Origin of the sequence: Herpetosiphon sp. NSE202, from assembly GCF_042688385.1 — a bacterium.
In the GTDB taxonomy this organism is placed as follows: Bacteria; Chloroflexota; Chloroflexia; order Chloroflexales; family Herpetosiphonaceae; genus Herpetosiphon.
The window spans coordinates 819,892-844,050 of the sequence record NZ_JBHUPY010000001.1; the positions used below are offsets into that span (position 1 = coordinate 819,892).

General features: G+C 51.1%; 14 protein-coding genes. 4 read left to right on the plus strand and 10 right to left on the minus strand.

The annotated features are described in order from the left end of the window. Positions 1-42: 42 nt before the first annotated feature. On the minus strand, positions 43-1,575 hold the full coding sequence (locus ACFMKP_RS03550; RefSeq protein ID WP_382289112.1) for a CHASE4 domain-containing protein: 1,533 nt from the start codon (positions 1,573-1,575) through the stop codon (positions 43-45). Positions 1,576-1,973: 398 nt separating this feature from the next. On the opposite strand from ACFMKP_RS03550, the gene ACFMKP_RS03555 reads away from it, so the two are divergent. From ACFMKP_RS03555 to ACFMKP_RS03570, 4 genes are all read left to right on the plus strand, one after another. After that, entirely contained in the window at positions 1,974-4,418 is a 2,445-nt protein-coding gene (locus ACFMKP_RS03555) for a S8 family serine peptidase (protein ID WP_382289114.1), read from the plus strand. A 131-nt stretch (positions 4,419-4,549) separates the two neighbouring features. Continuing rightward, positions 4,550-5,158, plus strand: a complete 609-nt coding sequence (locus ACFMKP_RS03560) for a TetR/AcrR family transcriptional regulator (RefSeq protein WP_382289115.1) — start codon at positions 4,550-4,552, stop codon at positions 5,156-5,158. Between the two features lie 4 nt (positions 5,159-5,162). After that, a complete protein-coding gene (locus ACFMKP_RS03565) occupies positions 5,163-6,017 on the plus strand; it encodes an ABC transporter ATP-binding protein (RefSeq protein ID WP_382289116.1) in 855 nt (284 codons plus the stop codon). Continuing rightward, positions 6,014-6,751, plus strand: coding sequence for an ABC transporter permease (locus ACFMKP_RS03570; RefSeq protein WP_382289118.1), 738 nt, complete (start codon positions 6,014-6,016; stop codon positions 6,749-6,751). Before ACFMKP_RS03565 ends, ACFMKP_RS03570 begins: the two co-directional genes overlap by 4 nt. A gap of 72 nt (positions 6,752-6,823) precedes the next feature. Here the strand turns inward: ACFMKP_RS03570 and ACFMKP_RS03575 are convergent, their stop codons facing one another. The 9 genes from ACFMKP_RS03575 to ACFMKP_RS03615 form a co-directional block, all read right to left on the minus strand. Beyond that, positions 6,824-7,939, minus strand: a complete 1,116-nt coding sequence (locus tag ACFMKP_RS03575) for a DUF3048 domain-containing protein (protein WP_382289120.1) — start codon at positions 7,937-7,939, stop codon at positions 6,824-6,826. A gap of 25 nt (positions 7,940-7,964) precedes the next feature. After that, positions 7,965-9,329: a hypothetical protein gene (locus ACFMKP_RS03580; protein ID WP_382289122.1), complete on the minus strand. Its 1,365-nt coding sequence runs from the start codon at positions 9,327-9,329 to the stop codon at positions 7,965-7,967. 30 nt (positions 9,330-9,359) lie between these two features. Continuing rightward, positions 9,360-10,646 carry an ABC transporter ATP-binding protein gene (locus ACFMKP_RS03585; RefSeq protein WP_382289124.1) on the minus strand — a complete coding sequence of 429 codons (1,287 nt, stop codon included), beginning with the start codon at positions 10,644-10,646 and terminating at the stop codon, positions 9,360-9,362. 8 nt (positions 10,647-10,654) lie between these two features. Next, positions 10,655-12,367, minus strand: a complete 1,713-nt coding sequence (locus ACFMKP_RS03590) for an ABC transporter permease (protein WP_382289126.1) — start codon at positions 12,365-12,367, stop codon at positions 10,655-10,657. Further along, on the minus strand, positions 12,334-14,124 hold the full coding sequence (locus ACFMKP_RS03595) for a hypothetical protein (RefSeq protein WP_382289127.1): 1,791 nt from the start codon (positions 14,122-14,124) through the stop codon (positions 12,334-12,336). Before ACFMKP_RS03595 ends, ACFMKP_RS03590 begins: the two co-directional genes overlap by 34 nt. A gap of 89 nt (positions 14,125-14,213) precedes the next feature. After that, entirely contained in the window at positions 14,214-14,933 is a 720-nt protein-coding gene (locus ACFMKP_RS03600; protein WP_382289129.1) for a 4'-phosphopantetheinyl transferase family protein, read from the minus strand. Between the two features lie 378 nt (positions 14,934-15,311). Further along, complete coding sequence (locus ACFMKP_RS03605; protein WP_382289131.1) at positions 15,312-20,759, minus strand: amino acid adenylation domain-containing protein; 5,448 nt, start codon at positions 20,757-20,759, stop codon at positions 15,312-15,314. Then, positions 20,756-22,069: a glycosyltransferase family 4 protein gene (locus tag ACFMKP_RS03610; RefSeq protein ID WP_382289133.1), complete on the minus strand. Its 1,314-nt coding sequence runs from the start codon at positions 22,067-22,069 to the stop codon at positions 20,756-20,758. The genes ACFMKP_RS03605 and ACFMKP_RS03610 overlap by 4 nt, the downstream gene beginning before the upstream one ends. After that, a complete protein-coding gene (locus ACFMKP_RS03615; RefSeq protein ID WP_382289135.1) occupies positions 22,066-23,955 on the minus strand; it encodes an amino acid adenylation domain-containing protein in 1,890 nt (629 codons plus the stop codon). The genes ACFMKP_RS03610 and ACFMKP_RS03615 overlap by 4 nt, the downstream gene beginning before the upstream one ends. Positions 23,956-24,159: the final 204 nt, after the last annotated feature.

A 24,159-nucleotide genomic window follows, 5' to 3' on the forward strand; every position in this document is an offset into this window, starting at 1 on the left:
ATTGAATTGCAGCATAGCATGGCCCAAGCAGCTTGAGAAGATTTAGCGTCGAATGCTCCAGGCAATGCCAGCTTGCAAGGTGCTAAATGTTGTCAGTTGATCGAGCTGTTGGCCAAATGCCACCAACGATTGGGCGATCTCTGGGCTTAGCCCAGTCAGCACGAGTTGCGCACCCAGCAAGCGAACTGCATTGGCCGCCTTGAGCAACATTTCGGCGGTAAAGCCATCAATTTGGGCTACGCCCGTAATATCAACTAAGGCGATGCGTGCCCGTTGTTGCTCGATACCTTGCAGCAAGCTGCGTAAAATCTGGCTGGCCCGCGCTTGATCGATGGCTCCGACCAAGGGCATAACCAACATATCGTCGCTGAAGGGAATCAGTGGCGTGGCTTGTTCAGCAATCACCACATCTTGGGCTTGAATCAATTGATCTTGCAACGCCAGTTGTTTGGCTTGGCTGGCAAGAATCGTGGCTTGAAATTGATTGCGCTCAGTTTCAGCCGCTGTGGTTGCCTGCTGCGACTGCTCAAGCACAGCAAGGGTTTGGTTGATGCTGGCGGCTAGGCCTGCTACTTCATCATTGCCAACTACCGTGACCCGTTCATGCAGATTATTGGCCACATGTTTGATCTCGCTGCTGAGTTTGAGTACGCGACTAATCACGACCCGATTGAGCAAAAAGTAGAGGATCAATCCCCCAACGGTAGTAACCGCAGCAGTCAAAATCAGCACAAATTGCAAGGCATGTTGGCCATGATTATAAATTGTGCGTGGCCGAACGATATTGACGATGAGCGCAGGCTTGGCTTGCAGATCGTCGATTTGTTGTAAACCGCGCAAGGCATGCTCATCAATTGGGCTAATCAGGCGCGGATTGGTGGCGTTGAGTTGCTGAATTGAGCTGCGCAGATCGCTCGGCGGTTTAACTGCATCTTCCAAGCGAAAAGGAAATAAGGTCGTTGCTGCGAGCGTATCAAGCAATTGTTGGTCGAGATAACGCCCAAAAATCACTGTGCCACGGATTAGGCCTTGACCTTGGCTATTGATAATTGGCCGCGCAGCAATTAAGAGAATACGTTCTTGAAAGCGCACGATACCCAAATTGCGCTGGGTTGGATCGCTAAACGTCGTCAATTGGGGCATTTGTTGCACAAAAGGCAAAAATTCGGTTGGTAAATCATCAAATCTGCCAGCATCAGCCATGCGTCCGTAGATCAAGGCTTGTTGCTGGTTGAGAAAAGCCATGAGATTAAGTTTGTAGCTAGCAAACACATCATCGCCAACATTATTGCTGATGTAATCGGCTGCGGGAGCTTCGATAAAAGCGTAGGTATCATCCCACGTTGACCATGAAACTAAGGCCGTATCAAGGCGATTTTGCTCAGCTTGCAAGGCATTCGCGACCCGATCGAGGTCGGTTTGCATCGAGCTAGTTTCAAGCTCTGCAAACGATTGGAGCAATAAGATTCGCAGTGGAAAAATCAAGACAATTACTAAGAGCACAAGGCTGGTTACAAGCACAATTGTTGTTTGGCGACGCAGTGATCGCGTGCCAGTAAACGGCGTAGATGCCATAAAGAACCTTACTAGATTGCTAAGTAGAACGTTGAGCCTATGATAGCACGTTCTCTGTGCTTCTCTGTTTATTAATCCACGCAGGATCGAAACCACGAAGCGCACGAAGATCGCGAAGGATTTCTTAGCCACGAATTGCACGAATTGCACGAATTATCTTTGTAATCCCCGACCCCTAGACCTCAAACATCGCTCCCCAATTCTTGTGTTCTATGCTCTCTATTTTGACTTTTGACTTTTGACTTCTGATTTTTGATTTTTGACTTCTGACTTTATCCAAATTCACCCTAGTAATTTTGGTAAAAATTTTTTATACTTTGGCTATTGATTTTCCTCAACGGTGTGCAATATTCATAATTCTCTCAGGGCACACCTGCAACGACCACCCGGAGGTCAGCATGCGCTTAGTTTATGGTCTTTTACTGCTCAGCTTAGTTTTTCTAAGCTTCGGAAGTGCCGCTAGCAAGCCCCCCAGCGCCACAATTCCACCAAAGTTGTATCTTCAACGGGGCACAATCGATCTCGCGGTGGCTACTCAAACTCAGGCTGATCCATGGTTGCAGCCAATTGACGGGTATGCGATTATTCAATTTAGTGGGCCGATTTTGCTCAAACAGCGCCAAGCAGTAGCAGCAACGGGCCTCGAAATTATTGAATATCTGCCCGATTATGCCTACTTGGTGCGTGGCTCAGCAGCGCAGCAAACAGCAGCTCGCACCATCGATGGTTTTTATGCTCGCGGCGCTTGGACGTTGGCCGATAAGGTTCAGCCTGGCTTGCTGAAATTGCTGCAAAATGGCCAATATCGCGGCTTGCCATTACGCACGATCGGTTGGGATAACCAATTGGCGAGCGCTGAACAAGCAGTCAACACGCAAGGCCTCAAGCTCGATGCCATTCGCACGAGCAATCAAATGCTGCAACTGGCCCGAATTAACGAGGTACGCTGGATCGAAGTAGTCAGCACACCTAAGTTGATCGATCAATATGCGCGCCAAGTGCAACAAGTCGAGCCAGTTTGGACTGATCGACAGCTCTATGGTCAAAACCAAATTGTGGCCTACACCGATACGGGCTTGGATACTGGCTCGTTCTCAACCCTCAGCAATGATTTTGCCAACCGCATTCAGGCTACTCACGTGCTTTCTACAGGCAGTAATTGGGATGATAACCATGGCCACGGGACCCACGTTGCTGGCTCGATTGCTGGCAATGGAGCGCTTTCTGGCTCCAACCCAGCTAGCCACAGCTACACCAGTTCGATGGCAGGGATTGCGCCTGAAGCAAAGTTGGTGGTGCAAGCATTTGAGGCTGATGCAAATGGCAATATCGTTGGCTTGCCAACCGATTTTTACCCAATGTATCAACAAGCCTACAATGCAGGCGCACGGATTCATAGCAACAGCTGGGGCGATCTGACGGGGCCGATCACCGATACTGAAGCCTCGTATGGTGGTTATCCATACAGCGCTCAGCGCACCGACCAATTTTTGTGGGAACACCCCGATTACACCATGCTCTTTGGGGCTGGCAATAGCGGAGCCGATGGTGAAGTTGGCGATTTGGGCTTTTGTACTGGTGGTAATGGCGTGGTTGACCCCGATTCGCTGTTGACCCCAGCCACCGCCAAGAATGTGATTACGGTTGGAGCAAGCGAAAGCCCACGCCCAACTGGTGGTTACACAGGCTTGCCTTGGCTGTTGCTAAGTTTTTGTTTTGCAACCGAGCCAATTCTTTCGGATACACTTTCGGACGATGCCAACGGCATGGCGGCATTTTCATCGCGTGGGCCAACTGACGATGGCCGGATCAAGCCCGATTTGGTTGCACCTGGCACCAATATTGTTTCTGCCCGTTCGTATGGCAGTGGCGCAAGCACCTTATGGGGCGTACACGAAACCAATGCCAACTATGTCTACTCTGGCGGTACATCGATGGCAACGCCGCTGGTTGCTGGCACGGTTGCCTTGATTCGCGAATGGTTAGCAACTGAAGGGCTGAGCACTCCCAGCGCAGCAGTGATCAAATCTATTGCGCTGAATACTACGGTCGATATTGCTCCAGGCCAATATGGCACTGGCCCAACCCAAGAAATCCCCTATAATCGACCAAATAGCGTGGCTGGTTGGGGGCGTAGCAATTTGAGCTTTATCACCAAAGCAGCGCCGTATGATTTGTGGGTTGATGATCATGCTGCTGGCTTGAGCACTGGCCAAACTGTGAGCTACAACCACACTACCAGCCAACCATTAACCGTCTTGACCAATACCCAACCGTTGCGAGTAATGCTCAACTGGACTGATCCACCAGCATCGTTGGCTGCCGCGCAACAATTGGTCAATGATCTTGATTTGGTGGTGATTGGGCCTGATGGCACGCGCTACTATGGCAATAATCAGAGCACTGGCGACCGCACCAATAACCTCGAAGGTGTGATTATCAATACGCCGCAACTTGGCGCATATCGAATTGAGGTTACTGCACATAATGTGCCAATTGCCAGCCAAGCCTATGGTTTAGCGGTGGCTGGGCCATTGCGTGAAGGCAGCGGCGGCGGTACGCCAACTCCAACAACCGGCCCAACCAACACCCCAACAACTGGGCCGACCAACACACCGACGGCGACGAATCCGCCAACAATCACGGTGAGCAATACGCCAACCGCGACGACTGGGCCGACCAACACGCCGACGGCGACGAATCCACCGACAATCACGGTGAGCAGCACGCCAACCGCGACAACTGCACCAAGCAACACGCCAACCGCGACGACTGCACCAAGTAACACGCCAACCACAGTGGTCAGCCAATATAAGGTTTGGGCACCGTGGGCTAGTAAATAAGCTCTGCTCAAGCGAAACCGCGATCAAACCATTGATCGCGGTTTTGGTTTGCTCAAAAATCACCCTTGACAGCCCAATCAGCATTCTCTATACTCTTGATTGAACGTTCAATCAATTTTTTGGAGCAACGTATGACTGATGAACAAGGCGAGCGGCGTGAGGCGATTTTAGAGGCTGCACGGGCCGAATTTGCTGAAAAAGGCTTTCGGGGAGCCACAATTAAATCGATTGCTGCGCGAGCCAACATTCAGTCTCCAGCTTTGATTTATTGGTATTTTCCGAACAAGGAGGCGCTGCTTGAGGCGGTGATGCAAGGCCAAATGCCATTTTTGCAAACCACCCAATCGCTCGATGGGTTGCTCGAACGCGAGCCAAGCCAATTGCTGCCACTTTTGGCCAAAGGCTACTTGCAAGCAGGCGATAACCAACGCACCGTGCAGATAATGCGGGTTATCTTGGGCGAAATGCTGCTTGGTCGCAACCCAACCGATGTCCTCAACCAGCAGTTTGTGCCACAGGTCAAGCAATTTTTAGAGCGCTATTTTCAACACCAAATTCAGCTTGGCCGCATGCGCGAGCACGATACCCGCGCTAGCAGTCGGGCCTTTATGGGGATGTTAATGCCGCAAATGCTAAGCAAAGTTATTTTTCCGAGCCTCCAAGCAGACGGCTTAACCGACGACGAACATATTGCAACCACGATTGAGATTTTTCTGAATGGACTCAAGCCAAAGGAGTAAACCCATGAACGCAGTTGAAGTTCGGGGCCTTACCAAACGCTACGGCAATGTCCACGCACTGCAAGGCATCGATTTAAGCGTGCCTGAAGGCATGATTTTTGGCTTACTTGGCGCAAATGGCGCAGGCAAATCGACCTTAATCAAAGCCTTGGTTGGCGCACTCAAGCCCAATAGCGGCGAATGGCAGGTGCTCGGCCTGAATCCATTACGCGATCAAGCCAAGTTGCGCGCATTGATTGGCTATATGCCTCAAGGCGTAGCGCTCTACGAAGATCTTTCGGCGCGCGAAAATTTGCGCTTTTTTGGCAGCGCACACGGCGTACCAGAATTGGAACAACGGATTCAAGCAGCGCTTGAATTTACCGAATTGACCAGCCGCGCCGAGCATGCGGTCTATGGCTTTTCGGGCGGCATGAAAAAGCGAGTTTCGTTGGCCTGCGCGTTGTTGCACCAACCACGCATGCTCTTTCTCGATGAACCAACGGCGGCGGTCGATCCGCATCTTAAGGTGCGGTCGTGGCAACTTTTTCGCGAATTGGCCAACGCTGGCACAACCCTGTTTATTAGCACGCATTTGATGGATGAAGCGCTGCTGTGCGACCGCCTCGCCATCCAGCAAGCTGGCAAAATTTTGATTGTCGATACGCCGCAGGCAATTTTGGAACATGGCCAAACTCAATTAACCATCCAACAGGCTGGCCAAACCAGCAACCAGCAAATTGCCAGCACGCCCAGCGCCTTGGCTGAAAGCTTGCGTGGCTATGGGCTGAATCCAGCGGTGCAAACCATCGCCTTGCAACCAGATTCATTGGAAACGATTGTGTTGCGCATGCTGCAAAAAAGCGAGGTGGCCAAATGAGCAGAATTTTGATTGTTGCCAAACGAGTATTAACCCAATTACGCCACGATAAACGCTTGCTTGGGTTGTCGGTCATGGCTCCGTTATTGATTATTTATCTGTTGGAAATTTTCTTCGATACTATGCCCAAGGGCTTCAACAATGCCCGTTATATTATGCCGATTACGGCCTTTATGGTGCATTTTTTGGCCTTTTTGCTGTGTGCAATTGTGTTGGTGCAGGAGCGCAGCGCCGGAACCTTGGAGCGCATGTTTATCAATGGTTTTCGGCGCATCGAGATTATTGGTGGCTATGTGCTGGGCTATATTCTGCTGGCCACATTTCAGGCAGTCATTGCCTTGGCCGAGGCCTTGTGGCTGTTTGATTTGAGCTATGCTTGGGGTGATTTGGCGCTGTTGTTTGGGGTGATTTGGCTTTTAGCAATCACGTCGGTGATGCTGGGCATGTTTATCTCGACCTTTGCCCGCCACGAGGGCCAAGTGTTTCCGTTTATTCCGTTGATCATCTTGCCGTCGGTCTTTCTTTCGGGCTTGTTGATCAATCCTGAGCAACTGCCAACCTGGGCCAATTGGCTTGGCCATGCGTTTCCCTTGTTCTATGCCAACGATGCAATTCAAGAAATTATTGGCAAAACGCCAAGTTCCAGCGTTATTTGGACGAATATTGTGATTTTGCTCGGCTATGGCTTGTTTTTATTAACTTTGGCCTCGCGTACCTTGAAAGATGTTGAATGAATGATCCACGAAGCGCACGAAGAACCACGAAGGTTAATTACTTCGTGCGCTTCGTGGATTAAACTCCCGACCTTACTCGTAACTCACATTCTCCAAGCTGGGCATGGCTGCGATCCAGATTGGGCCAGCAGGAAAGACGATTTCGGCCTCAGCGCTATCATAAAAGCGCAATGGCGCTGATTCGGCAGTTTTGCGCCACGTCGCTGCTTGCATCGAACCATTGGCAAAGACCAAGGCGCGTCCTTCGCCAACCACCTGTTGATCGATGCGGCCTTTGTCGTCGCCGATAATCGGCGCTTCGAACACTTCCATCGTCACGATACTTTTGAAGGTCAATTGTTGCTCGCTTACCGCGTCGATATGGGGTCTGCCGCGGCGCAAACGAGCATATTCGTTGGTGTCTGCGTTGTAGCGCCAGCCAGCAGGATCGTCGGGGTAGATGAAGAAATAATCGATTGTGCTAATTGGCTCAGCAACTGGAGCTTCTGGGGCAAACAAATAGCCAACTTCGCTGACATCTGCTTGGGCGCTGGAGCTAGCACGCTCGGCGACATAGTTGCCAATTTCTGTGGCGCTGGTATACAAATTATGCGGAGCCTCGCGTTCTAACGAGCGCCGCGAATAATCGAAAATCTGACGGCCTTCCAAGCTCACCAAATCAATATCAATCACTAAATCATTGTCGTCGGCGGCTAAGCGCTCAAGTCCTTCGGGGCTACCACCAGCATGGGTATAGACCGCGCGAAAACCCATGGCCCATTGCACAAAGTAGAGCCGTGCCGAACGCACCGGCCCCAAATCGCCTGCAACCTCAACCAAATCAGGGGTAAAAACCGCCATATAGCGAGTTACGCCATACTCGGCCAAGGCCTCAAACACAATCGCCGCTTGGTCTAAGCCCGTTTGCGGATAGGCAGCTGGAAAGTTGTCGATCATTGTGATGTACGGGCGTTGGCTGAGCGTGCCCCGCGCCATGGCAGGCCGCCCAGTTCGTGGGTCGCTGCTGATGGGCGTGGCGGTTGGCACGGGCGTTGGGCTTGGCGGCGTGGTCGCGGTTGGTGCAAGCGTTGGGCTTGGCGGCGTGGTCGCGGTTGGGCTAGGTTGGGCTGGCACAGTCGCAGTTGGTGCTCCGGTTGTGCTGCACGCTGCTAAAATCAACAGCAAACTGATAAAAAACCATCGACGCATGCAAAAACCCCCATGACAAAGCTAATTAGCGTGTATAAACAGCATGAGTTTGGCCATTATGCAACAACTTCCAATTATCTTTTTGTAAATTGGATGCTAACGGCGAACTTTTTGCAATATACACACAATTAATCTGGTATTTTGTAAATAATGCTTGATAAATACCTTGCTCCTCAGCTAAACTCACTTCGAGAAAAAGCTCTTCACTATAGGGATCTGAGCGATTATCAATAATAACTGGTTTTTGTGGCACAAACCAAATTAACTCGCCACCATCGTCATAGGTATTGTATAAATTGCCTTGACAGGTATTTAATGCATTAATCTCATCTGAGGTAATCGTAGGAGTTTGGTTTTGCAACAGAATAACAATTATTGCAACAATGCTCATTCCAATAAATAAAAATTGATAGAATTTGCCATTATGCTTGTTTATTGAAGTTGACGTTTTATTTGGCAGCGAATTTATAACCAAAGGTAGCGAAATAATGACGAAAAAAGCAGTATTGCGCATTGATTTGAATGCTAAAATAGCGAAGATGATGCTTGCAGCAATAATCGTAAGCTGTTTGTGGTTGTTAAATAATTGTTTGTTTTTCCATAACGTAAAGCCGAAAATACCAAGCCAGACTAACAGCAGATAATCTTGAGGCTTGGAAAAATCAAATGGCTGCCATTCAGAAATATATTTGTGCGCTGTGTTGCCCAATGAGCCTGCGATATAGAGCCATAATTTATAACCTAATGGATTAACCAGTGTGATTAAGCCACAAGTAAGGTTAATAATCATAAATCTTATTAATAGATGGCGATACTTAATGAGACTTATGATTAATGCTGCAACCAGAATAATGCCACCGCTCGCAACTCCAGCATGCAGATTAGCCCAAACTAAAAACAATATAGGATAATAGATCATATTTTTGGGATGATCTAAGAGATAAATTGTGATGACAATCCCTAAAATACTCAATATTTGAGGCCGAATGCTCCAACTGCCCATACTAATGATGATTGCAAGCATAAAGATACATGCATGCCAAATCGTTGTATAGTTGGTGGTTTTGGCGAGAATATACCATGTAGCAATCGTAATTAAGCCACTACCAGCGATTAATAATGGTGCTTTGCCAAGATAAAATAATAAATAGAACAATGTTGCGCTTAACCATTCATGATTTGGCCAATCAGCACCAAAAATGCTATGACTATAAATATCAGTGGTCGGAATGAGCTGATTATGAATCACATCTTGGCCAATGCGTAATAGCCACCATGTATCACTTTGAATTGGAATAAGCAATGAAATCGTGATCAGTAATAATCCGGTTAAGCATAAAAGAAAATATTCGATCGTCCAAGTTTGCGGATTACGCCATGATTTTTGCATTGATCGAGGCTCCTTCGCTGATTGTTGGGATTATTGCTTATGCCAATACCATTGTGAAGGAATGTAAATTGCGCCAAATTGCTCGCCAATTGAGGCTGCATAAACCCGCAAATCGTGCTTGCGATCGTGATGATCATACGGATGGGTCAAGGTGTGATCGTACAAGGCAACCGAAAGCTCGTAATTGCCTTCAAGCAGCGGCAAATTTTCGATGTGATAATCAACATAGCCTTGTTCGGTAATTTCGGGAATTTCGAGGCCAGCAAAGCGCGAATTTGGCCCATTGATATGAAAGCCAGTTCGATGGTGAATTGCAACCCCAAAAACAGGTTTTTCAATTGGCTCGTGGGCTTGGTAGTGCATGCGAATCGTCAAGGCTTGGCCGGTAGTCGCGGTCTGAATCTCTTCGCCATCGGCGTTGAGCAATTCAACTTTGTAGATTTCGGCCTCGCGACTGCCCCAACGCCGAGGATCGAATTCGACAGCTGGCTCTGGCGCTACTGCTTCGCTTTCTGTTTCGCTGCTGACAACTTCTGGCTCGGGAGCTTCAGCGGCTTTTTCGGCCTCAATCCGCTCTGCATCACGTTGGTTGGTTTCGGCCAAATAGTCATCAATCGTTTCGGTTGGCGTGCTATCAACCATCAAATTGCCATGATGAAACCACAAGGCGCGATCGCACAAATCGCGCACTTGGCCCATGGCGTGTGAAACAAACAAAATCGTCTTGCCACGGCGCTTGAGTTGATAAATGCGGTCGAGACATTTGCGCTGGAACAATTCATCGCCGACCGCCAGCACTTCGTCGGTAATCAAAATATCGGGATCGACGTTGATGGCCACGGCAAAGCCCAAGCGCATATACATCCCCGATGAATAGTGCTTGACGGGCATATCGATAAATTCTTCTAGCTCGGAGAAGCGGATGATTGCTGGGACTTTTTCGGCCATTTCGGCGCGACTGAACCCAAGCAGCGAGCCATTCAAAAAGATATTTTCGCGGCCTGTGAGGTCGGGGTGAAAGCCCGAACCAAGCTCCAGCAAGGCCGAAACCCGCCCATCGACCACCACTTTGCCACTGTTTGGTTGCAAAATGCGCGTAATCAGCTTGAGGGTTGTCGATTTGCCGGAACCGTTGTGGCCAATCAGGCCAACCGTTTCGCCGCGATTAATTTTAAAACTCACATCGCGCAAGGCCCAAAAATCTTCATCGGGCACTGCTTGGGGCTTGAACAAGCCTGCGATGCGTTCCTGAATGCTATTGCGTCGATCGCGTTTGATCGTAAAATGCTTCGAAACATTCTCAAAAATAATCATCATTGCCTCGCTTAGAGTTCTTCGCCAAATCGGGCGCTGTAATGGTTGAAAACGTAGGCTCCGAAACACAGCACAATCAAGGCGGTGAGGCCAGTTCGCGCCACGCCGTCGAGGCTTGGCAAGCCAGGCGTTGGATAATCGGGAATATTCGTGACCCCACCATAGGCAATATCGCGATAGAAATCGACAATTGAGGCCATGGGATTGAGCCAACGTACCAGCTTGGCATAATTGGCGCTGGCAATATTATCTAAGGGATAAAATACTGGCGTGATAAAAAACCACAGTTGCAGCACAATCCCCATAATATGCGAAACATCACGATAAAACACCGTGATCGACGATAAAAACAGAATCATGCCCAAAATAAACATACTTTCGATGATGATAATCACTGGCATCAACAAAAGCGTTGCTTTGATTGGTGCGCCAGTAATAAACATAATCAAAAACATAATTGGCAACGCCAGCATGAAATTCACCAAATTGGAAATTAATGTGGTGATTGGTAAAATTTCACGGGGAAAATAAACTTTTTTGATTAAGTTGGCGTTGCTAATTACGCTCATCATACCTTCAGCCATGCCGCCAATAAAATAATTCCATGGTAATAATGCCACCATCAAGAAAATATGAAAATGGCGAATATTGGAATTGAGCAGCAGGCCAAAAATTAAATAGAAGATCGAAATCATCAACAATGGGTTGAGCAACGACCAAACGTAGCCCAAGGCCGAATTTTTGTAGCGTGAACGTAAATCGCGCAAGACCAAGTTGCGAATGAGTTCGCGATAGGCCCACAGCTCACGCACTTTATCGACAATCCCAATTGCGCGATCAGCCAGCACCAACAAAATGCCGCCAACAATGCCGACCGCCAAAGCCAAGCCAAATTTGAGCGCAAAATTTTGCGAACGGGCTTGAGTTGGCAAAATCGCCGCTTGTTTGACGTAGGCTGCGCTGGCTTGGCTATCATCGGATTGATAGCGCGAGTCGGAGTAGAGCACATCGGTCAAGATTGTACCAATTAAGCCGCGCGCGGTTTTGAGGTCGCGGGCGCGTTCGGCTGCTAAATCTGGTTGGCGTAATTCAACAGCAATCTGATCGAAGCGTACCTCAAATGCTCGCACCAGATCATTGAGATCTTCGGCGTTGATCGCTGGCAATTCAGTGCTGGCGTGCAGCGAAAAATCAAAGGCTTGCACACCGATCAATTCGCGCAAACGCCGACCAAGCTCATTGTTGGCTGGCTGATTTTTGAGCAATAAACCAAGCTCATATTCCATCAAGCGGCGCAAACTATCGCGGCCACCAGCCGCCCGCACCTGCTGAATCAGCTTTTGGGCGGTGTAATCGGCGGCGGCTTGAGCATCTTCTGGCGAGGTCGCTTGGGCAGTCAGCATTAAACTGCCATCAGCAGCGGGCGCGGCACAGGCGGAGCCAAAGGTATTGCTGCCAAATTTGGGCAAAATGCTTTTGACCACATTGCGGCTAGCATCGCACAACTGATTTTGCAAGGCTTGCTCGGCCATAAAACTGCGATAGCGTTGCGGATTGAGTTGAATTGTGGCGCTTGCATCGTATTGAACTGTTTGGAAAAACAGGGTTGGCGCTGAAATCAGCAGGGTCATGCCAATCGTTAGCAACAACAAAAACCAATGAAAGCCGCCCAACCGACGACGTTTGCCATTTACGGTACGTGCGGCGTTGATGGTTTGAGCCATATCGTAATCTCCTCGGCGGAGTTTGCTGGTAAATCAAGAATCAACCGATGGTGGGCCTGATCAAAGCTGCCTTTATCGCTGCCAGTGCTTTCAGCAGGCAGCCGTAAGCTGAGCTGCGCCAAATCGAAACGACTTTGGTTGGCTAGGCGAATCTGGAGTTGTTCAGGAGTTTGTTCGATGGTGAGTTGAATGGATTTGAGCGCGCGCCAGCGGTCGGCAATCTCCGGCACGGTGGCGATCCACGCTTGAGCAGCAACTGCCTGTTGAATAGCGGTTTGCCAAACGGCGATTTGCGCAGGATTATAAATTTCGTAATTATGGGCATACATATCGATTACGCCGCCGCTGGCCATGGCTTGCTGCAAATAGGTAGTTGCAGTGAGTGCGGTTTGCGGCGTGAGATAAACATCTGGCAAAGCAACCAGATCATGGCCTGGCAATTGGCGCGGTTGCCACCAACGGCGATCAATCAACAAGTGGCGATCGTTTAAGCCGCGTTGGATGTTGGTTGCATCGAGCACCCGCGTCCGCACCACCGTGCGAATGCCTGCGCTGCGCAAGGTTTGCCAATGGGCTTCAGTTATGCCGTCGCTGCCGCCATAGGGAAACGCGAGGCTGCTAGCGGGCGCAAGCCCTTGGCTGATTGCTAAATCGTGCCACTCGCTGCTGTCGCTGGCTAGCTCGTTGGCCTGAGCAAAACCGACGTACATATGGCTGAACGTATGGCTTTCGATTGTTTGTTGAGCAGCCTGCAATGGCGCAAGCAAATCGCCAAAATACCAGGCGGGATCGCTCTCGACCGTGCCATAGGGATCGTGGCTGAACCATGGCGTTTGTGACCAATCGATGGTTTGCCAGCGGCGTGGCGTGCTGGCGGCCCAAGCAAAAGTTGGGTCGCCCATCCAAGTTCGGCGCTCTTGGTTGCCGAATAAAAAATTGTAGCCATTGCCAAACCATGTGCCGCGAATTTGATGCGGCGCGAATAATTCGAGCAAATTGTGTGTGCCTTGACGTGCTTGCAAGCCCAAACTGGTGGCGCTGCTGATGGCATCGTTTGGCAAACTGAGCGAGTGAATTGCCCCGCCCATTGCTGTTTCCCAATCGACACTGAAGCTCACGGCGGCAACTGCGCCTTGTGGATAGGGTTCGATATAAATGCCTGCTGCGGCCATACTCAAATTATCGAGATAGATTGTGTCATCAGAAAGCGCGTGGATTGAAATTGCAACCCAAGCAGCTTGGCTGGGGCTTGGCTCGGTTTCAACCAGTAGTGGAGTCCAGGTTGGTAAACCTTTGCTATCGAAGCCCAGCAACACTGGGGTTTGTTTATCGAGCCGAATATCATCGCCAGCTGCGTCGATCCAATGCACCCAAACCTGAATTTGCGCGCCAACACTGCTGCGTTGGGTGCCAGGGTCGATTAATGCTTGGAAGCCAAGCCGATAGCGCTGGCCTGTTTGCGCCGTGAGGCGTGGTGAGCGGGCAAAACTATTGACCCCATACAATTGCAAACTATAGCTATCGTCGAGCACATACCCATTGGTGGTGTCGGCGCGTTTGAGGCCATTGCCCGACCAACCATCGGGAATGCCGTTATCGGCGGCGCTGCGCCAATCGGCGTTGGCCAGAATATTGCCGCCAGTCCAAGTGCGTGGCGAGCGATCGGGGCGCAACCATTGAGCGATCAGCAGGCCGCCAAGGCCAAACAAAGCCATGGTCAACATAATAAATATCGAGGATTGACGAAACCGCTGCATGCAAAGCCCTTCGAGTTAGTGCGTGCTAAACGCAATAGCGCATTTTAACACAGGGCTGGCGGCTTGACAAAAAAATAGCCTTCAGCGATTTAGCTAGCTATGCCCAGCCACTCGCGTTGCTGCACTACGATTGGGCTGCTAGAACGGGGGCAAGCCAGCGCGGCGGCGTAGCCAGCAGGTGCTGCGAGCGGCTGAACCTGCCATTGATCAACAGTATTTTCGCGGTTCCATTCGAGGGCTTGCTCAACGTGAGGTTCGATTGAAACCGAGAAACTAGAGAGGGGCAACGATAAACCCATGCCATGGGCTTTGATATAGGCTTCTTTGCGTGTCCAGCAGCGAAAAAAGGCCGTAGTCTGATTCTCGGCATTCAGCACTGCTTGGCGCTCGCTGGGGGCAAAATAGTGTTGCGCAATGCTCGCCAAGTCGTCGAGTTGGCGTTCTTGCTCAATATCTACGCCGATGGTGCTGAATTGGCTTAGCCCAAGCAAGCCATAGTTGCCAGCATGCGAGAGATTGAAGCTCAATTCAATATCCGCCAGCAAGGGCTTGCCATAGTTATTTTGGCTAAATTCAAGCTTGGCTGGATCACGATCAAGATATTCGGCGAGCAGCAAGCGCATTGCCCCACGGCAAATTGTGTAGCGTAGTTGATCGCGCTCGAAGTGAAAGCGCATTGCTCGCGCTTGCTCCTCAGAGTTGAGCACAGCCCAAAACCGGCTCCGTTGAGGTCGCAGCCGCGTTAGGTCGATCAGCCAAATGTCGATGGTGTTAGCATTTAAGAGCATAGAGCATAGAACATAGAGCATAGAGCATAGAGCATTTGATCCACGAAGGACACGAAAGGGAGATGGCTATTGGCTATTTGTATTGGTATATTGGATTAACGACGGCATGATCCCCTCACCCCAACCCCTCCCACGTGGCGGGCGAGGGGCTTTTATCCCGTGGTTCTTGCGCAATGCGTCGGTAAAAACCGGTGCTCCCCTCGCCCGCGTTCAGTGGGAGAGGGGCTGGGGGTGAGGGAATGATCCTGGTTGCCAATCAAATAAACCATTACAGCTATTGGCTCTTGGCTTTTGGCTATAGATCTCAAGGTTTGCACCAAATCTCCGATAGCCCATAGCCCACAGCCTATAGCCTCATCCCTTTTTTGACTTTTGCCTTCTGACTTTTGCCTTTTGAATTCATCCTTTGATCGTCGCGGCGATTATACCATCGGCTTGGGCTTGGATGGTATCGCGGTCGCTGGCAATTTCAGCATCGGGAATCGCATCCGGCAGCGCATCTTCCATGTAGCGCAATGGCCGATAGTTGAAGCCAATCACGGCCCAAATTGAAGCTCCCAACCCAACCACCACCATCAACAAGCCAATCCCGCGGTCGGGGCCAACCCCGAAGAGCCAGCCCAAACTATCGCTGAGTGCGCCATTTGGCTCAAGCAAGGGGCCAAACAGCCTATCGGCCAACGGGCCAGCCAGCCAATAGCCAAGCGGAATGCTGAGCATCGCCAGCATTTGGTTGGTTGCTTGCACCCGCCCTTGTAGCTCCAAGCCAACCTTGGTTTGGATGAGCACTTGCCAGTGGGCATTGACCAACGAAATGGTGAACCACATGCCAAACATCGCCAACGCTACCAGCCATGTCGAAGGCCTCAAACCTGCCAAGGCGATGAAAAAGCCTTCAAGAATCACGAAGCCAATCATGCCTTCGGCGCGGCGCTGCAAGCCACCCCACAAGCTCATAAACAGGCCACCGAGGAAGCCGCCCAAGGCACAGGCTGCGCTGACAATGCCTAATTCGGCAGGCCCGCCAAACGAGAGCACCAACGGACTCATGCTGATGCTGGCGATGCCAAACCAGATGTTGCCCAAGGCAAAAAACAGCACCATCGCCACGAGGCTTGGTCGCTTGATAATGTATTCCCAGCCGCGCACAATTTCGCGCAGCAATGGCTCCTCGCGCTTGTGATAGAGCGTGTTGGGGAAGCGCACCAAAAACAGCACCCCAATTCCCAATGTAAACGAGATGAAATCGAGCAAAAAGACTCCGCCTAAGCCAAAGAAGGCCACCATACCGCCAGCAATAAATGGCGCAATCAAGCCGCCCGTCGCCGAGCCAAGCTGAATCACGCCGTTGGCATGGCCCAGATATTGTTTTGGCACAAGCTGGGTCATGGCCGCTGCATAGGCTGGGCGCTGGAAGGTGCCGGCAATCGAGCTAACTGCTGCCGTGAGGTAAATATGCCAAACCTCAAGTTTGTTGGCCCACAGCAGCATGGCAACGACAATTGTCGAAAGCCCAGCAATCGTATCAGCAATGATCATAATCCAGCGCCGATCCCAGCGGTCGGCAATTGCTCCGGCCAACGGCGAAACCAACAAGCTTGGTAGCATCGAGGCGATTGCGGTAAAGGCAAAATCGCTGACCGTGCCAGTGCGCTGATAAATCCAAATGCCCAAGGCAAAGCTCGATAAACTTGAGCCAAGCATCGAAACCAGCTGGCCCAAAGCAACCATAAAGAAAATTCGTAGGCTTGGCATACTGGCTTTGCTTGGTTTAGATTTAGCTGGTGTGGCTTGAATTGGCGCTGGTTGTTGCCATTGCTCAGCTTGTTGTTCGATAATCTGGCCCAATTCGCTAGCTTGATGTTTGAGAAAATAATGGCCAGCATGGGGAATCACATGCAGCGTGACATTGTTGCTGAAATATTCCCATTCACGATAGCGCTCTTGGTAATATTCGGTCGCTCGATCCATCTCGCCGATAATGCAGGCGATTGGGGCTTTGAGCTGCTGCGGCTGTTTTTGGGCAAAAGCTTGGGTAAAATAGCGCTCAACTTCACGCGCATCATGGCGCAAACTGCGCATCACAAAGCTCTGTTCCTCCGGATCGACAATTTCGGTGAAGCCACCTAAGGCGCGGAGAAAATCGCGATAGGTTCGATCCGACATCCAGCGGTCGGCGGGCATAAGTTTGTTGAGCAATTCAAAAAAGCGCCCAGGCACACGCGCCGCCGGAAAATTGCCACCCAACACAATGCCTTGCACGTCGCGGCCTGCTTGCTCCAACAAACGGCCAATTTCCACGGTCATGGCGCTGCCCACACAATGGCCATACAGCACAATCGGGCCTTGGGTGGTGCTCTGAATTTCGTTGGCAAGCTGGCTAGCAACCGCTTCTAAGCTTTGCAATGGCTCGTCGGGGCGGCTGAAATCGTGGCCTGGTAGCTCGGCTGCCAACAACCGAAAACCTTTGGGCATGGCTTGGGCAAGAGGTTGATAGGTAATTGCGCTACCGCCACCATAGGGTATCGCCACAATCGTGGTGTGCTGCTTGGCCTGCGCTTTGGTCAATTCATAGAGCATGCCGCTCGCAGCGCTGCTTGCGCCGGAAAGATGGGCAGCTAATTCGCGTACCGTCGGATATTTGAACAAGCTCATGACGCTGACATGGCTGCCAATTTTGCGCACAACCCGAATTGCTTTAAATGATTCACCACCTAAATCGAAGAAATTATCGTCGATGCCAACTTGATCAAGCCCCAAAACGTCGGCCCAAATGCCAGCCAATTCTTGTTCGAGTGGGCTTTGGGGTGCAACATAGCTATCGAGATTGCGCTCGTTGCTGGGGGCGGGCAAGGCGCGGCGTTCAATCTTGCCATTTGGGTTGAGTGGCAGCGCATCCAATTCGACAAAGGCGGTTGGCACCATATAATCGGGCAAACTGTTACGCAGCGCCTCACGAATGCTGCCAATATTCAAGCTTTGGCCCGCTTCGGGCACGACATAAGCGACCAACCGTTTATCGCCTGGCGTGTCCTCGCGCAGAATCACAACGCTATTGGCGACATGGGTTTGGGTTTGTAACGCAGTTTCAATCTCGCTTAATTCAACCCGATAGCCACGAATTTTGACTTGCAGATCGATTCGGCCCAAAAATTCAATTGCACCATCAGGCTGATAGCGCACTAAATCGCCGCTGCGATAGAGCCGTGCGCCTGCTTCAGCGCTAAATGGATCGGGTACAAAACGCTCGGCAGTGAGATCTGGCCGCCCGATGTAACCACGACCCACGCCTCCACCGCCAACGTAGAGTTCGCCAGGCACGCCTTGCGGCGTTGGCTGCATGTGGCGATCGAGCACGTAAATTTGCACATTGCCCAATGGCCGCCCAAGTGGCACGCTGCTGCTTGGGTAGTGCGGTTGGCTCGGAATTGGGTAGGTCAGCATCGAAACGGTGGTTTCGGTTGGCCCATAGTGGTTTTGCAGCTGCACGCTGGGCTGAAGTTGGCGAATATCTGCAAGCTGATCCCACAAACTGGCCTCGCCCGCCAAAATCAGGCGCTGCTTGGGAATCACATCGGCCAAGTTGCTGAGGCCACGCATAGCCTCGAAATGGCTTGGTACCAGTTTCATCACATCGATCCGATGCTGGCGAAAATAGGCCGCAAAGGCCTCGGGATCGGTGGCGCGTTCGTAAGCCACAATATGCAATTCGCCGCCGCTGCACAAGGCTCCATAGACGTTGGTGGTGCCAAGATCGGCGGCAAAGGTCGAAACCAGCGCATAGCTCCAGCCATCTTCGGCTTCTATCCGTTGCAGCAAGCCTTGAATGTAATTGACATAATTGCGATGTTCGATCGCCACGCCTTTGGGCCGACCCGTCGAGCCAGAGGTAAACAGCACATACATCAAGCTGCGTGGATCGATCGCCAAATTCAGGTTGTTCGTTGGCGCTTGGGCAATTGTCGGCCAAGCCTCATCAAGGCAGAGCACCTCAAGATCGAGCGTTGGCAATTCGGCGGCTAGTTCGGCGTGGGTAATCAGCAAACTCACCGCACCATCTACAAGCATCGCGCTGATGCGATCTTGAGGGTAAATCGGGTCGATTGGGACATAGGCCGCGCCTGCTTTGAGAATCCCCAACGCACCCACCAACAAATCCAACGAGCGATCGATAAACAAGCCAACCCGCATATCGCAGCCAATGCCACGCTGGCGCAGGCTATGCGCTAGTTGGTTGGTGCGTTGATTGAGTTCGGCGTAGCTCAGGGTTTGGCCTTCAAAATGCAGGGCTGTGCGCTCTGGCACCCGCGCCGCTTGAGCTTCAAACAAATGTACAATCGAATCAACCGCCGGATATTGGGCGCTGGTGGCGTTCCATGTTTGCAGCAATTGGTGGCGCTCGCTGCTGCTCAGCAAGGGCAAATCATCAATGCTCACATCAGGATGGCTGACCGCATATTCCAATAAGCTATGGAAATGGCTGGCCATGCGTTCGATTGTGCTGCGCTCAAACAGGTCGGTGTTGTATTCAAATGTGGCGCGATTGGCCGCCAGATTCAGATTAAGATCGAATTTGGCGCTGCCAGTTTCGATTGCCCCGCCAAATTGCAAGCCAAAATCACCAGAATCGACAGTTTGAATGCTGGTAGTTTGATGCACAAACAGGGCTTGAAATAGCGGATTATGGCTCAAACTACGCTCAACTTTGAGCACATCAATTAAATGTTCGAGCGGCATATCTTGGTGCTCGAAGGCCGCCAACGAGGTTTGGCGCACTTGGGCGATTAGGCTGCGAAAGCTCGGCGAACCAGCCAAATTGACCCGAATTGGCAGGGTATTGACGAAAAATCCAATTAGGTTTTCGATTTCGCGACGGGTGCGGTTGGCAATCGGCGTACCAATAATTAGATCGCTTTGGCCGGAATAGCGATAAAGCAAAACTTGAAAGGCCGCCATAAATAGCATAAACGGCGTGGCCCGTTCTTGGCGGCTCAAACGCTCGACCGCCTCGACCAAACTCCATGGCAAATGATATTCGATCGTCGCGCCGAGATCGCGTTTGACCGCTGGCCGTGGATGGTCGGTTGGTAAATTGAGCAATGGCAATGTGCCGCTCAATTGCTGTTGCCAAAAATTCAAATGGTGATTGTAGACTTCTTCAAGCACATAGCGCTTGTGCCAAACCGCAAAATCGGCATATTGAATTGGCAGCGCTGGTAGCTCAAGCTGTTCGCCACGAAGCCCCGCTTCATACAGCTGGCCAAGTTCGCGTAACAAGACCCCAATTGACCAACCATCGCAGGCAATATGGTGAATCGTCAATACCAATTCAGCGTGATCATCAGCCGTTTGCAATAACAATCCGCGCAGCATTAAATCTTTAGTTAGATCAAACGGCTGTTGACTATGGCGCTCGATCAGTTGTTGGCGTTGGCTTGCTTGCTGCTCGCTGCTCAAATTTCGTAAATCAACAAGCTCCAAATTGAGGCTACGGAATGGCTGAATAACTTGTACTGGCTCATCATTATGCACTTCGATGGTGCTGCGCAGCACTTCATGGCGCTGAATAATTTTATCAAGACATGTCTGCAATACAGAAAGATTGATTTCGCCCACAATGCTGAATGTGGCGGGAATGTGATAAGCGGCACTTGCTGGCTGCCACTGGCTTAAAAACCACAAACGTTGTTGGGCAAACGACAGTTCAAAGGCTGGGCGTTCGCCGACGCGAGCCAGCGCGGGAATGCTGGGCACTGGTTTAGCTGCTTGGCGTTGGCGCAGACGTTGGGCCAACAAGGCGCGGCGTTCTGGCGAAAGATCTTCGAGTTGGCGTGCGACTTCGGTCATACTTGCTCACCTCGGCGTTGTTTCAGGCGTTGGGCGAGCAGCGCTCGTTGTTCAGCAGGCATGGCTGCCAACTGCGCTGCCCGTTGCACATTGCGGTCGGGAGTTAAGCTTGGCACAACGCTAGTTTGGCGTGGTTGCAAATTGAGAAAATACTGTTCAAACTTTTCGATGCCAATGTTGTTGAGAAAATTGAGTGCTGCTGTTTGCGAGCGCTGAGCCAAATCGTTGTAATGCTCGCGATCATTCAACAAACGACGCAAGGTCGCTTCCCACGGTGAAACATCTTGCGCTGGCACAACCGGAATTGCCGTATAAACTTTGGCTGAAATGCTGCTATATTCACGAATTTGGTTGACTGGCAGCAGATATTCAACGCCTAACTTGGCTTCAGGCAAGCCGCCAACATCGCTGGCTAGCACCGGAATGCCGCGCAACATCGCATCGACCACGACTTGACCAAACGATTCGCCCCACAGCGATGGCACCAACAGCACTTTTACATGCTTGAGCACCTCGTTCATATCTGGCGAGGGCTGAATAAATTGCACATTGGGCAGCGCTTCGAGAATCGCGCGATCTTTGCCAGTGGTTGACCACGTGGGTACGGCAGCAAACTGCACGTCGGGCATGCGCTGGGCTAATTCAATAAAAATTGGGCTGCCCTTGAGCATCGACGGATTGATCATCGTGACCGCGCCTTGATCGAAGTTGGCAAGGAACGGGAACGGGCCTGCGCCATATGAGGGAAAGCGCAGCACGGTCGAATCGAGGTTGCCCCATTCTTTGGCATAGCGATGCAAATATTCGCTGACACACATGATGTCGGCCATTTGTTGTAAAGTACGGGTTTTGGTTGGGTCGTCAACGAAGCATTCGGGGCCGAACGGCAAGGTTGCTTGGCTATGCGAGAGAAACACTGCGCGGCCTGGATTGGCTTCGTGGGCGACTTCGACCCACAAAAACGAGCGATCCTCGGTGACAATCGTCCAATCGATCTTAAATTCCTTGCTGACGCGGTGAATTAGCTTGGTGAAGAAGCTCAGCGAGCCGCCCGAAGCATAAACATCAACCCCATTCATCCGATAATGCACCATGTCGGGATCACTGGCATCGACCACCTGAATTTGGCGTTGTTCAAGTTGCTTCAATAATTTTTCTTTGCCGTTTTTTTCGCGATTTTCTTCCAGCGGATAGAGCACAATACACTTATGGCCGCGCTCCACGAGGCCTTCCATCAAAAAACGGTTGGCTTTGTGCGCCCCGCCGGAGACGAACAAATAATCAAGTGGCTGAATCAGCAAAAAATTCATGCGGTGATCGCTCCTTCATCTGCCAACAGGGCTTGAATTTCCTCATCGGACAGGCCATCGAGTTCGTTGAGCAAGGCTGCTAGTTCTGCATCATCGGCATTGGCAATTTGATATTGCTCGATCAATTGAGCAGTAGCGGCGATGGTTGGCTCGACTCCCAGCAACACCGAAAGCGGAATTTCGACCGCAAAGGTGCTGCGAATTGCAGAAACAATTTGGGTTGCCAGCAGCGAATGACCGCCAGCATCAAAGAAATCATCAAGCACGCCAATGTTGGGCGTATCCAAAATATTCTCCCAAATTGTGGCAATCTGCTGCTCCAGCGGCGTGCGTGGGGCAACATAATGTTCGCTGACGGTCAGCAAGGCAAAATCTGGCTCTGGCAAGGCCGCAACATCGAGCTTGCCATTGGGCGTGCGCGGCAATTCCTTCACCACGGTGTACGAGAGCGGTACCATATACTTGGGCAGCATGCTCTCCAAGTAGCGATACATATCGCGATAGTAGGGCATTACTTCGCCGTGCAACACCAAATAGGCGACCAAGCGCTCGGTCTGGTTGTGGTCGTGATGCAATGTCACCACAGCGTGGCGCACGTTGGGATATTCCAGCAACAACATTTCAATTTCCGCAGGATCGATGCGATAGCCACGATGCTTAATTTGATGATCGATCCGTCCGCGAAACTCAAGGCTGCCATCGCTCAAGCGCCGCACCAAATCGCCAGTGCGATAGACGCGACTGCCAGCTTGCGTGCTCCATGGATTGGGCAAAAAGCGTTCGGCAGTTTGATCGCCAAGGCCAAGATAGCCGTGCGCGAGGCCAACACTGCTGACCAAGAGTTCGCCAACTGCTTCGCCTTCAAGCAAATTCAAATCCTGATCGACGATATAGATTTGGCTATTGTTGATTGCGTTGCCGATGCTGACTGCCATCCCATAGCGTAAAGGCTGGCTCATCGTGGCACAAACCGTTACTTCGGTTGGGCCATAGGCGTTGATAAAGCGCCGATTTGTGCCCCAGCGCGCCACAATTTCCGCTGTGCAAGCCTCGCCTGCCGATACGATTGTTTGCAAATTGGGCAAATCGCGGGGATCGAGCAAGGCTAAGACTGAGGGTGGCAGCGTTACGACCGTAATTTGATGATCACGCAGCGTCGTCAATAAATCGGGACCTGGTAAAAGATCGTTCGTTGGGGCTACAAACAAAGTCGCGGCCTGAAAAAAAGCCGTGATCATTTCAGAAATCGAGGCATCGAAGCTAGGCGAGGCAAATTGTAAAACCCGTGATTGGCTGGTGATGCCAAAGCGTTCACTTTGGGCAACTGCCAAATTGGCCACGCCCCGATGCGGCACCAGCACGCCTTTGGGTTTGCCAGTCGAGCCAGAGGTATAAATGATGTAGGCCAAATCGTCGACGCTAAGCTGATGCATAGGAGCGCTCGTTGGTTGCTGGGCCAGCTCAGCAGTTAATTGATCAAAAATGTGCAATTGGCGATCGGGCAATTGGCTAGCGGTAAGCTGGCTGGCCAAAACCACGTTTGCGCCGCTATTGGCCAACATATATTTGAGTCGTTCTTGGGGATAGCTTGGGTCGAGCGGCAAGTAGGCTGCACTCGCCTTCCAAATCGCAACTGCGGCGATGATGGCCTCGGTTGAACGCTCAAAACAAGCGCCAACCACAGCACCACGGCGCACTCCTTGGCTGTGTAAATAATGCGCAAGCTGGTTGCTGCGTTGCTCAAGCTCGGCGTAACTCAGCTTAAAATTGCTGGTCGCAATGGCAATAGCCTGTGGCGAATGCTGGGCGTGCGTGCTGATAACATCGGGCACAAAAAGCTGGCCCATGCGGTCGGCGGTGATCGGCGCTAATGTCACTATTGACATAACACGGCTCCTTCGCATCGTTTCAGATTGTAGTTTTAGCATTGTTGCGATGCCTATGGGCGCAGCGATAGCCTCAGCGCAACCGCTAAAGGCCCCAGGCAGGGCATGGGAAATCTGGTTGGGGATTGATTAAATGACACGACTCTTCAAGGCCATACTATACGCCAAAGCCTTGGCCTTTGTCAATTTGTTGGATGAACAAAC